Annotated in this window: 9 protein-coding genes; 8 read left to right on the top strand and 1 reads right to left on the bottom strand. The window is 64.5% G+C overall.

The window, feature by feature from the left end:
- Window positions 1–192 precede the first annotated feature (192 nt).
- Window positions 193–1,098 (bottom strand): LysR family transcriptional regulator, encoded by a 906-nt coding sequence (locus OKQ63_RS09450; RefSeq protein WP_264213675.1) that lies wholly within the window; start codon window positions 1,096–1,098, stop codon window positions 193–195.
- A 169-nt stretch (window positions 1,099–1,267) separates the two neighbouring features.
- Here OKQ63_RS09450 and OKQ63_RS09445 point away from each other — a divergent pair, with 169 nt between their 5' ends.
- The 8 genes from OKQ63_RS09445 to OKQ63_RS09410 all read left to right on the top strand — a co-directional run bounded on the left by OKQ63_RS09445 (window position 1,268) and on the right by OKQ63_RS09410 (window position 11,405).
- Window positions 1,268–4,687, top strand: a complete 3,420-nt coding sequence (locus OKQ63_RS09445) for an indolepyruvate ferredoxin oxidoreductase family protein (protein ID WP_264213674.1) — start codon at window positions 1,268–1,270, stop codon at window positions 4,685–4,687.
- Window positions 4,688–5,087: 400 nt separating this feature from the next.
- Window positions 5,088–5,897: a glutamate racemase gene (locus OKQ63_RS09440; protein ID WP_264213673.1), complete on the top strand. Its 810-nt coding sequence runs from the start codon at window positions 5,088–5,090 to the stop codon at window positions 5,895–5,897.
- Window positions 5,898–6,011: 114 nt separating this feature from the next.
- Window positions 6,012–7,040, top strand: coding sequence for an N-acetyl-gamma-glutamyl-phosphate reductase (gene argC, locus OKQ63_RS09435; protein WP_264213672.1), 1,029 nt, complete (start codon window positions 6,012–6,014; stop codon window positions 7,038–7,040).
- A gap of 39 nt (window positions 7,041–7,079) precedes the next feature.
- On the top strand, window positions 7,080–7,523 hold the full coding sequence (gene ccmE / locus OKQ63_RS09430; protein WP_264213671.1) for a cytochrome c maturation protein CcmE: 444 nt from the start codon (window positions 7,080–7,082) through the stop codon (window positions 7,521–7,523).
- Window positions 7,524–7,708: 185 nt separating this feature from the next.
- On the top strand, window positions 7,709–8,317 hold the full coding sequence (locus tag OKQ63_RS09425; protein WP_264213670.1) for a holin-associated N-acetylmuramidase: 609 nt from the start codon (window positions 7,709–7,711) through the stop codon (window positions 8,315–8,317).
- The gene (locus OKQ63_RS09420) at window positions 8,308–8,883 is read left to right on the top strand and encodes a holin family protein (RefSeq protein WP_264213669.1); all 576 of its coding nucleotides are present in this window, start codon (window positions 8,308–8,310) and stop codon (window positions 8,881–8,883) included. Before OKQ63_RS09425 ends, OKQ63_RS09420 begins: the two co-directional genes overlap by 10 nt.
- Window positions 8,884–8,961: 78 nt before the next feature.
- Complete coding sequence (locus OKQ63_RS09415; protein ID WP_264213668.1) at window positions 8,962–10,926, top strand: heme lyase CcmF/NrfE family subunit; 1,965 nt, start codon at window positions 8,962–8,964, stop codon at window positions 10,924–10,926.
- Window positions 10,927–10,931: 5 nt separating this feature from the next.
- A complete protein-coding gene (locus tag OKQ63_RS09410) occupies window positions 10,932–11,405 on the top strand; it encodes a cytochrome c-type biogenesis protein (protein WP_434086059.1) in 474 nt (157 codons plus the stop codon).
- Window positions 11,406–11,458: the final 53 nt, after the last annotated feature.

The following is an 11,458-nucleotide window of genomic DNA, read 5'->3' as shown; positions in this document are numbered from 1 at the left end:
CATGAGCTTCATTTAGGGTGGCAGGCCTGCCCCTTCAAGGGGATTAACGCGAAATGAACGTCAATGCTGCTATGCGGAAATTGCATGGCTTGGGCTGCGGTGTCAGTTTGCTCATTCCAAATCGGCGGCGCCACAGCCTGGCCGCTCCGGCCGGCACCGGGATTGGGACCTGAATGAGGCGGCAGCAGGCCCTCAGAGCTTGCCGAGCTCTTTCATATGCTTCCGGTGCGCCATGATTTCCGATTGCACGAAGTCGCGGAAAGCGCCGACCCGCTGCGAATGGCGCAGTTCCTCCGGGTAGGCGAGGTAAACCGGCACGCCGTTCTGGTCCTCTTCCGGCAGCATTTCGACCAGCTGGGGGAACTCCTCGGTCACGTAATCCGGCAGGATGCCGATGCCAATGTTGTGCAGCACCCCCTGCAGCACCCCGAAGTAATTGTTGACCGTCAGCAGCGAGCCCGGGTTGTGCGCCATCAGCTTCTTGCCAAGCACGGCGGCGGATCCGACCTGTGCCGACCGCTGGTTCTGGCAGATCAGGCGGTGCTGGGAAATGTCTCCGGCGGTTTCCAGTATGCCGCGCTTTTCCAGATAGGCCGGGGTCGCATACAACCCCATCCGCACCGTCATCAGCCGTTTGCGCACCAGATCCGCCTGGCTCGGCTCCTTCATGCGGATCGCCACATCGGCCTCGCGCATGGGCAGGTCCAGAACCCGTTCCTCCAGCATCAGGTCGACTTTGAGGTTCGGGTATTGCTCATAGAGCTTGCTCAGACGCGGCGCCAGCCACAGGGTGCCGAACCCAACTGTCGTGGTCACACGCAGTTCACCGAACACTTCCTCCTCGCTGTCGCGGATGCGGGCAGAGGCAGCTTCAAGGCGGGCAGACATGGATTGGGTGGCGTCAAACAGCAGCTCGCCCTGTTCGGTGAGAATCAGCCCGCGGGCATGGCGGTGGAACAGGGTGGCATTCAGGCTTTCTTCCAGCGCGCGGATCTGGCGGCTGACCGCCGATTGCGACAGATTCAGCTTGTCACCGGCATGGGTCAGGCTGCCCGCATCCGCCACCGCGTGAAATATTCTGAGCTTATCCCAATCCATATCCGTTACTTTCTGTGCGTTTGGGGCCGATTGTATGAAATCTTAGTTATGTATCAGTTTCCCTGACGCAAGCGAGCAAAAACGAAAAAAATCCGGCTATTCAGGTCAGCAATTATGACCTATTGTCGAGAACAGAAAGTGCAAGCTAATCCCGGTTGAGGAGGCCACGATGAGCACGCAGAAAATCTCACTCAACGACAAATACGACCTGAGCAAATCGCCGGTGCTGCTGAACGGCACCCAGGCGCTGGTGCGGCTGATGCTGATGCAGAAGCACCGCGACCAGGCGGCAGGTCTGAATACCGCCGGACTTGTCACCGGCTACCGCGGCTCGCCGCTGGGTGCGGTCGACATCCAGATGACCCGCGCGGCGAAACACCTGAAGGCGGCGGATGTCACCTTTCAATACGGGCTGAACGAAGACCTGGCGGTGACCGCCCTCTGGGGCGCGCAGCAGGCCGAGGTCCGCGGCGAGGGCCGATACGACGGTGTCTTCGGCCTGTGGTACGGCAAGGGGCCGGGTGTCGACCGTTCCGGCGACGCACTGCGCCACGCCAATATGGCGGGCTCCTCGAAGCACGGCGGCGTGCTGCTGGCGATGGGCGATGATCACACCGGCGAAAGCTCCACCGTGCTGCATCAGTCGGAATGGTCGCTCCTGGACTGCTACCTGCCGATCGTCAGCCCCGCGGGCGTGCAGGAGATCCTGGATTACGGCATCTACGGCTATGCGCTCAGCCGCTTCTCGGGCCTGTGGGTCGGCCTCAAGACCATGAAGGACACCATCGAGGTGACTTCGGTCGTCGATGCCCGCCCGGACCGGGTGCAGCTGACCGTCCCGGAATTCGACATGCCCGCGGACGGCCTCAACATCCGGCTGGATGACGACCGTTTCCGCCAGGAAAACCGCATCATCGATTACAAGCGCTTTGCGGCAGAGGCCTTCAGCCATGCCAACAAGATGGACAAGCGCATGTGGGGCAAGCCGGGCGCCAAGATCGGCTTTGTTGCCGCCGGCAAGAACTGGCTCGACCTGGTGCACGCGCTGAAGCTGTTGAACATCGACGAAAACATGGCCGACCGGCTGGGCATCACCACTTACAAGGTGGGCCAGACCTTCCCGATGGATATGAAGGGCTTTCACGACTGGGCCGAAGACCTGGACCTGATCGTGGTGGTCGAGGAAAAGCGCAAGCTGATCGAGATCCAGATCAAGGAAGCGATCTTTGACGACCGCCGCGGCCGCCGGGTCTACGGCTGGTACAAGGGCGGCGCCGGCGGCATGCACCGGGAGGAGCTGTTCCCGACGAAATACGCTCTGGACCCGATCATGATCGCCGAGAAACTGGGCGGCATCCTGATCGAGGAAGGCCGCGAGACCGAGGCAATCAAGGCCGGGCTTGAGGCACTGGCGGAGGCGCGCCGCGCCGACAACGCCGAGGAAATCGCAACCCGTCTGCCCTATTTCTGCTCGGGCTGCCCGCACAACTCCTCGACCAAGCTGCCGGAGGGCTCGCGCGCCTATGCCGGCATCGGCTGCCACTTCATGGTGCAGTGGATGGACCGCGAGACCACCGGTTTCACCCATATGGGCGGCGAAGGCGTCAACTGGGTGGGCGAGGCGCCGTTCTCCAAGCGCAAGCACGTGTTCCAGAACCTCGGTGACGGCACCTACAACCACTCCGGCGTGCAGGCCATCCGCGCAGCGCTCGCCGAAGGCACCAATATCACCTACAAGATCCTCTACAATGATGCGGTGGCGATGACCGGCGGGCAAACTGCCGAGGGCGGTCTGACGGCGCAGCAGATCGCGCATGAGCTGACCGCGATGGGCGTCAGGACCATGGCCGTGGTCTATGACGAGAAGGAAGATGTGGACGCCAAGCTGTTCCCGGCCGGCATCCGGATGCACGAACGCGCCGAAATGATGAAGATCCAGCGCGAGTTCGAGCAGGTCGAGGGCGTCTCGGCCATCATCTACATCCAGACCTGTGCTGCCGAGAAACGCCGCCGCCGCAAGCGGGGCCAGTTCCCGGACCCGGACCAGCGGGTGTTCATCAACAGTGATGTCTGCGAAGGCTGCGGCGATTGCGGGGTGCAGTCCAACTGCGTCTCCATCGTGCCCAAGGACACCGAACTGGGCCGCAAGCGCGCCATCGACCAGTCTTCCTGCAACAAGGATTTCTCCTGTGTGAACGGCTTCTGCCCGTCCTTCGTGACGGTCGAGGGCGCAAAGATCCGCAAGGAGGCGACGGCAGATATCGACCTGCCGCATCTGCCGCAGCCGGAATTGCCCGGGATCAACGGCACCCATAACGTGGTGATCACCGGCGTCGGCGGCACCGGCGTTGTGACCATCGGCGCGGTACTGGCGCAGGCGGCGCAGATCGACGGGCTGGGCGCCGGGCTGATGGAAATGGCCGGCCTCGCCCAGAAGGGCGGTGCGGTGCATATCCATTGCCGGATTGCGCAAAAGCCCGGTGATATCGCCGCCATCCGCGTCGCCACCGGCGAGGCGCATGCGCTGATCGGCGGCGACCTGGTGGTCAGCGCCGGGGCCAAGACCCTGGGGCTGACCGCCGCAGGCCGCACCGGAGCGGTGGTGAACAGCCATGAGATCATCACCGGCGAATTCACCCGCGACACCGAATTCGCCATCCCCACGGACCGCCTGCAGGTGGCGCTGCAGGCCCGGCTGCGCGACCGGCTGGACCTGTTCGATGCCTCGGAACTGGCACGCGCCACCATGGGAGATTCGATCTTCTCCAACATGATGGTGTTCGGCGGTGCCTGGCAGAAGGGCCTGATACCGGTCAGCCACGCGGCAATCGAGCAGGCCATTGAGATGAACGGCGCCGCGGTGGAGCGCAACAAGCGCGCCTTCGACATCGGCCGCTGGGCAGTGCTGCACCCGCAAGAGGCGGCAAAGCTGATCCAGCCCAAGGCGGCGGGCAAGCCAAAGACGCTGGAGGAGAAAATCGCCTTCCGGGCCGATCATCTGGTGGCCTACCAGGGCAAGGGCCTGGCCAAGCGGTACGCGAAACTGCTGGAGGGGATCACCGATCCGGCGCTGAAGGAAGCCGTGGCAAAAGGCTATCACAAGATTCTGTCCTACAAGGACGAATACGAGGTTGCGCGGCTTCTGCTGGACAGCCGGGCCAAGGCGGAGGCGGAGTTCGAGGGCGACCTCAAGCTCTCCTACCACCTGGCGCCGCCGATGCTGAGCGGAACCGATCCCGACGGGCGCCCGAAAAAGCGCAAGTTCGGGTCCGGCATGGAACGCTGGATGCGGCTGCTGGCCAGGTTCAAGGGGTTGCGCGGCACCCCGCTCGACATCTTCGGCTACACTGCCGAGCGCCGGATGGAGCGGGAACTGATCAAGCAGTATGAGGCCGACATGAAGCAATGGCTGCCAGAGGCCGGCACTGGCATCATGGAACCGCTGGTTGCTCTGGCCGCGCTGCCGCTGTCGATCCGCGGCTTCGGCCCGGTGAAAATGGCAAATGAGCAGAAGGCCGCCAAGCGCCGCGAGGAATTGCTGGCAGCGCTGCACCAGGGCGGTGTTCCGGCGAAGCAGGCCGCTGAGTAGCAGCCCGCAACGGGCGGGATCTCCCGCCCGCTTTGATCCCTTCAAAGAAGGGCCCAAAGCCGTTGGGCCGGGCGCCGCGCTGAGGCGCGGCGCAGCTGCGTTCCGGCAAAGCCCGCTGGGACCGCCGCTTCTTTCTGGTTGCAAATACTCCGGGGTCTGGGGCAGCGCCCCAGCCATCGGCCGCCCCGGATCGTCCCGCCGCTGCAGGCGCGCCCGCCCGTCGGTCAAAGCGGGTATTGGCGGGCCGAGGGGCGGCAGCGTTCCGGACCCGCCGGCCAAAGACGCAAAAGCAATGATGGATTTCCGGCGCAAAGCCACGTAAGAGCTGTCTCCAGGACCGCTCAACCCCAACGCTCATGGGGGCGAGTCCGAGGAAAATCACCGCGCTTGAGAGAGCAAAATGGCAGTAGGCATCTTTGATTCAGGTTTGGGCGGGCTGACCGTCCTTGACGCCGTGCAGAAACGTCTGCCGGATGTGGAATTCCTTTACTACGGCGACAACGCCCGCGCGCCTTACGGGGTGCGCGATGCTGAGGATGTCTATCAGCTGACCAAGGCGGCGGTCGAAGACATGTGGGGCAAGGGCTGCGATCTGGTGATCCTGGCCTGCAACACGGCCTCTGCGGCGGCCCTGCGGCGGATGCAGGAGGGCGGCCTGCCCAAAGGCAAGCGGGTGCTGGGTGTCTTCGTGCCGCTGATCGAGGCGCTGACCGAACGGCGCTGGGGCGACAATTCGCCGCCGCGCGAAGTCGCTGTGAAGCATGTCGCGCTGTTTGCAACACCGGCCACCGTCGCCAGCCGCGCCTTCCAGCGGGAACTGGCCTTCCGTGCGATCGGCGTGGATGTCGAGGCGCAAAGCTGCGGCGGTGTGGTCGACGCGATCGAAGACGGCGACATGATCCTGTCCGAAGCACTGGTGCGCTCCCACGTGGATGCCTTGATGCGCAAGATGCCAAACCCCGAAGCGGCCATTCTGGGCTGCACCCATTACCCGCTGATGGAGGAGACGTTCCAGGCGGCCCTGGGACCGCAGGTGAAGGTCTTCAGCCAGGGGAAACTGGTGGCTGACAGCCTTGCGGACTATCTGCAGCGGCATCCGGACATGCATGGCTCGGGCCCGGGCGGTTATTTCACCACCGGCAGCCCGGGACGCGTGAGCGACCGCGCAACCCAGTTTCTCCGACGGGAAATCATCTTTCAGGCCGCCTGAGCGCTGATACCCTTGGCACTTTGTGCCAGATCAAACAGCGCTGCGGCATTTCCATCTATCTCTTCCGCAGATGGCTGCGGAACCGGCATTCCATAGTGAAAGACGAGGTCTGACATGACCCATAAAGTGGCTATTCTGGGCGCTTCCGGCTACACCGGCGCCGAACTGGTGCGGCTGATTGCCCAGCACCCGAACATCAGCATCGCGGCCCTGTCCGCCGACCGCAAGGCCGGCATGACCATGGCCGAGGTGTTCCCGCATCTGCGCCATATGGCACTGCCGGTGCTGTGCAAGATCGATGAGATCGACTTTGCGGAGATCGACCTGTGCTTCTGCGCGCTGCCGCACAAGACCAGCCAGGAAGTGATCGCGGCGCTGCCGAAGGATCTGAAGATCGTCGACCTGTCGGCGGACTTCCGGCTGCGCGACCCGGCCGAATACCAGAAATGGTACGGCAACCAGCACGCCGCGCTGGAACAGCAGGAGGAGGCGGTCTATGGCCTCACCGAGTTCTACCGCGATGAAATCAGATCGGCGCGTCTGGTGGCAGGCACCGGCTGCAACGCCGCCACCGGCCAGTTTGCCCTGCGGCCGCTGATCGCCGCCGGAGTCATCGATCTGGACGAGATCATCCTGGATCTGAAATGCGCGGTCTCCGGCGCCGGCCGCTCGCTCAAGGAAAACCTGCTGCACGCGGAGCTGAGCGAGGGCTACAACGCCTATGCCATCGGCGGCACCCACCGGCACCTGGGCGAGTTCGACCAGGAGTTCAGCAAAATCGCCGGCCGCCCGGTCAAGGTGCAGTTCACCCCGCATCTGCTGCCCGCCAACCGCGGCATCCTGGCCACCGTCTATGTCAAGGGCGACGCGCAGACCATCCACGAGACCTTTGCCAAGGCCTATGCCGATGAACCGTTCATCGAGCTGCTGCCCCTTGGCGAAGCACCTTCGACCCATCACGTGCGCGGCTCCAACTTCTGCCATATCGGCGTGGCGCAGGACCGGATCGAGGGCCGCGCCATTGTCATCGCGGCATTGGATAACCTGACAAAAGGAAGCAGCGGCCAGGCCTTGCAGAACGCCAACCTGATGTTAGGTGAGGAAGAGACCGAGGGGCTGATGATGGCGCCGCTGTTCCCCTGATCCGGGGCGGCGCTGGCTTGGGCCTGATATGAGGACACCATGAAGAACCTGAAGAAACAGCGCCGGATCCAGGTCATCGCGGTTGCCGCGGTGGCGCTGGTGGTTGCAACCGCCCTGATCGGCTATGCGATGCGCGACGGAATCAATTACTTCCGCTCGCCCAGCCAGGTGGCCGAGGCGCCGCCGAAACCGTCCGAGGTATTCCGCATCGGCGGGCTGGTCGCCGAAGGCACGCTGCAGCGCGGCCAGGGCGAAACCGTGCGCTTTGCGGTGACGGATGGCGGCGCGACGGTTCAGGTTGCCTATACCGGGGTGCTGCCGGACCTGTTCGAGGAGAACCAGGGCATGGTCGGCACCGGCCGTTACGTGAACGGCGTCTTTGAAGCGTCTGAAATCCTGGCAAAACATGACGAGACCTATATGCCCAAGGAAGTCATGGATGCGTTGAAGGAACAGGGGGTCTACCAGGAGCCCGACTCCTGAACCCTGCCGCGGTTTTGACCGGAAAAAGCCCCGCGGGACTGGCGTCCTGCGGGCTTTTTTGCTTCGCCTCTTTGCGGGAAACGGGCCGGATGAGGCCGGTGTTGCGCGGGCGGCGTACGGCCGGCTTGTCAGTTCTTAGGGCTTTTCCGGCAGGGTTGCGAGGCAGGAAAAGGCGAGGTGCGACGATGAGTGTCAGGGAAATCGCGGCGGAAATCGTGGCGCGCGAAGGCGGCTTTGCAAACGATCCGGATGATCCCGGCGGCGCCACCAAATACGGGGTGACGCTTGGCACCCTGCGGCGGCTGAAGCTGGATCTGACCGGCGATGGCTCGGTCGGCATCGGGGATGTGCGGGCGCTGAGCCGGGAGCAGGCCATCGGCATTTTCATCCGGCATTATTTCGAGGCGCCGCGGATTTCCTGGCTGCCGGACTGCCTGCACGCCACGATGTTCGACATGTATGTGAACGCCGGCAGCAACGCGGTGCGGATTCTGCAGCAACTGCTGCGGGAGATGGGCTACAGGGTTGCGGCGGACGGGATTATTGGACCGCAAACGGCCGGTGCCTCCGCCGAAGCCGCAGCCATAGACGCCGAGGCCCTGTGCAATGCCTATGGGGTGGCGCGCCGGAATTACTATTTCCGTCTGGCGGACCGCCGTCCGGCCAGCCGCAAATACGCCCGCACCCGCGCAGGCGGCAAGGGCGGCTGGATCACCCGGGCCGAGGAATTCATCTCGCCGGACTACCATCTGAGCCGCCAGGCCTTTCAGCAGAGGATCGCAGCATGGGATTGATCTCCGACATCGTTGGTCTTGTTTTCGGGAGCAGCCGCAACGGTTTGCGGGAAACTGTGGAGGTGTTCCGCGAAAATGCCGAGGCCGGTGCCGCCCGGGCGCATGACGTGCAAATTGCAGCGCTCGGCCAGCTTGGCGCGGAGTTCCAGCAGCCGGCAAAAGGCTGGTTCGACCGTCTCATGGACGGGGTCAACCGGCTGCCGCGCCCGTTGCTGGCGCTGGGTACGCTGGCGCTGATGGGGGCGGCTCTCAGTGACCCTGTGTGGTTTGCCGCCCGGATGCAGGGGCTGGCCCTGGTGCCGGAGCCGTTATGGTGGCTGCTCGGGGTGATCGTGTCCTTCTATTTCGGAGCGCGGCACCAGGTGAAGGCGCAGGAATTCCAGCACGGGCTGGCGGCCAGCATGGCACGTGTCCCGCAGGCGGTGGAGAATATCGCGCAGCTGTACAGGCTGCGGGCAGAGTCTCCTGCCGCCGCGGCCACCGGCACCGATGCATCGGCGCGGCTGCAGGCCACGGCACCGGAGGAAAATCCGGCCCTGGAAGCCTGGAAAGCCCGGCGCGGCTGATCACAATTCGCACCCTGCGGCGGCTTGGCGCGGCGAATGCCATTGGCCCCCCAGGCAGACAGGCGTATAGGAAAACACATGATTACAGAACTTGGCCACTTCGCCCTTATCCTCGCCTTCATGATCGCCATCGTGCAGGCCGTCATCCCCCTGATCGGCGCCCATAAACGCTGGCCTGGCTGGATGGCGGTGGCAGAGCCGGCGGCGCAGGCGCAGTTCCTGTTCACCGCCTTCGCCTTTGGCGCGCTGATGTGGGGTTTCATCACCTCGGATTTCTCGCTGAAGCTGGTGACGCTGAACAGCCATTCGGCCAAGCCGATGCTGTACAAGATCTCCGGCACCTGGGGGAACCACGAAGGCTCGATGCTGCTGTGGGTGCTGATTGTCAGCCTGTTCGGGGCGCTGGCCTCGGTTTTCGGCGGCGGGCTGCCGCCGACCTTGAAGTCCCGTGTGCTGGCGGTGCAGGCAGCGATTGGCGTGGCGTTCTTTGCATTCATCCTGTTCACCTCCAACCCGTTCCTGCGCCTGACGGTGCCGCCGTTTGACGGCCAGGACCTCAATCCGCTGCTGCAGGACCCGGGCCTCGCCTTCCATCCGCCGTTCCTCTACCTCGGCTACGTGGGGCTTTCGATGGCCTTCTCCTTTGCGGTGGCGGCGCTGATCGAAGGCCGTATCGACGCTGCCTGGGGCCGCTGGGTGCGGCCCTGGACGCTGGCGGCCTGGATCTTCCTCACCATCGGCATCGCGCTGGGGAGCTGGTGGGCCTATTACGAGCTGGGCTGGGGCGGTTTCTGGTTCTGGGATCCGGTGGAAAATGCCTCCTTCATGCCCTGGCTGCTGGCGGCGGCGCTGCTGCATTCGGCCATCGTGGTGGAAAAGCGCGAGGCCTTGAAAAGCTGGACCATCCTGCTGGCGATCCTCGCCTTCGGCTTCTCGCTGATCGGCACTTTCATCGTGCGTTCCGGCGTCATCACCAGCGTGCATGCCTTTGCCAACGACCCGGAGCGGGGCGTGTTCATCCTGTTCATCCTGGCGGTCTTCACCGGCGGCGCGCTGACCCTGTTTGCCGCCCGGGCGCAGGCGATGGAGGCCAAGGGCGTCTTTGGCATGCTCAGCCGTGAAAGCGCGCTGGTGGCCAACAACATCCTGCTGGCGGTCAGCTGCTTTGTGGTGTTCTTCGGCACCATCTGGCCGATCGTGGCGGAAATGCTTCTGGACCGGAAGCTGAGCGTCGGCCCGCCGTTCTTCAATTCGGCCTTCACCCCCTTCATGGTGCTGCTGGGGCTGATCATGCCGGTGGGCGCCATGCTGCCGTGGAAGCGCGGCCGGATCGGGCGCACCGCCTGGCAGCTGCGCTATGTCTTCCTGCTGGCGGTGTCGCTGGGCGTAATGGCCTGGGCGATGCAGACCGGGCGGACGGCGCTGGGGCCGGTCGGTCTTTTCCTGGGGTCCTGGATGGTATTCGGCGCGCTGGCTGATTTGTGGCTGCGCAGCGGCAAGTCCGGGCGCCTGCAGCGGATGCTGCGGCTGCCGCGGGCGGATTGGGGCAAGGCTGCGGCGCATGCCGGGCTTGGCATCACCATCTTTGCCATTGCCGGGCTGACGGCCTGGGAGCAGGAGGATATCCGGGTTGCCCGCATTGACGAGCCGTTCCAGGTCGGGGCCTTTACCTTGGTGCTGCGGGACGTGAGCCGGGAGCAGGGGCCGAACTACTTTACCACCAAGGGCCGGGTCGAAGTTACCCGCAACGGCCGGCCCGAAGCGGTGATGTACCCGGAGAAACGCGACTATCCGGTGTCGCGGATGCCGACCACCGAAGCGGCGATCGACTACCGGGTGGCCCGTGATCTCTATGTGGTGCTTGGCGACCAGCAGGCCGATGGCGGCTGGACCATGCGCACCTATATCAAACCCTTTGCCAACTGGATCTGGGGCGGCTCGATCCTGATGGCGCTCGGCGGGCTGCTGAGCCTCAGCGACCGGCGGTTCCGGGTGGCGGCCGGGGCGCGCAAGACACCAGAAGCGGGAGTGCCTGCGGAATGAAACAGATGCGTCTGCTGATCCTGGCCCTCGCGGCGCTGATGGCGGTTGCCGTCTTTGCGCCGGCGCCTGTCCTGGCGGTGGAGCCGGATGAGGTGCTGGCGGACCCGGCGCTGGAGGCCCGCGCGCGGGAGCTGTCCAAGGATCTGCGCTGCCTGGTGTGCCGCAACGAAAGCATCGATGAATCCAATGCCGAGCTGGCGCGCGACCTGCGGGTGCTGCTGCGCGAGCGGCTGGTGGCCGGCGACAGCGACAAGCAGGCCATGGCGTTCCTCGTCGACCGCTATGGCGAATATGTGCTGCTGCGCCCCACCGCCAGCGGTGCCAACTGGCTGCTGTGGGCGGCGGGGCCGCTGATGCTTCTGGCGGCCCTGGTGATTGCGGTATTTTATGTGCGGGGACGCGCCCGGGCGCCCAGGGCCGCGGAACAGGGGCTAAGCGCGGAAGAGCAGGAACGGCTCCGGAAAATCCTCAAGGATTGACGCCGGGTCCGGCTTTCCGGCCGGGCCGCTTTGCGTCACCATACCCTCGAATG

The organism is Leisingera thetidis, assembly GCF_025857195.1.
GTDB lineage: Bacteria > Pseudomonadota > Alphaproteobacteria > Rhodobacterales > Rhodobacteraceae > Leisingera > Leisingera thetidis.
Note: the sequence above shows the minus strand (reverse complement) of the source record. Positions and strands in the feature narration are given on the sequence as shown.

Bases quoted from the DNA above. Each gene is read 5' to 3' on its own strand.
- OKQ63_RS09425 (WP_264213670.1), top strand. From the start codon at position 7,709: ATGAGTGTCAGGGAAATCGCGGCGGAAATCGTGGCGCGCGAAGGCGGC.
- ccmE (WP_264213671.1), top strand. From the start codon at position 7,080: ATGAAGAACCTGAAGAAACAGCGCCGGATCCAGGTCATCGCGGTTGCC.
- OKQ63_RS09445 (WP_264213674.1), top strand. From the start codon at position 1,268: ATGAGCACGCAGAAAATCTCACTCAACGACAAATACGACCTGAGCAAA.
- OKQ63_RS09450 (WP_264213675.1), bottom strand. From the start codon at position 1,098: ATGGATTGGGATAAGCTCAGAATATTTCACGCGGTGGCGGATGCGGGC.
- argC (WP_264213672.1), top strand. From the start codon at position 6,012: ATGACCCATAAAGTGGCTATTCTGGGCGCTTCCGGCTACACCGGCGCC.
- OKQ63_RS09415 (WP_264213668.1), top strand. From the start codon at position 8,962: ATGATTACAGAACTTGGCCACTTCGCCCTTATCCTCGCCTTCATGATC.
- OKQ63_RS09440 (WP_264213673.1), top strand. From the start codon at position 5,088: ATGGCAGTAGGCATCTTTGATTCAGGTTTGGGCGGGCTGACCGTCCTT.
- OKQ63_RS09420 (WP_264213669.1), top strand. From the start codon at position 8,308: ATGGGATTGATCTCCGACATCGTTGGTCTTGTTTTCGGGAGCAGCCGC.
- OKQ63_RS09410 (WP_434086059.1), top strand. From the start codon at position 10,932: ATGCGTCTGCTGATCCTGGCCCTCGCGGCGCTGATGGCGGTTGCCGTC.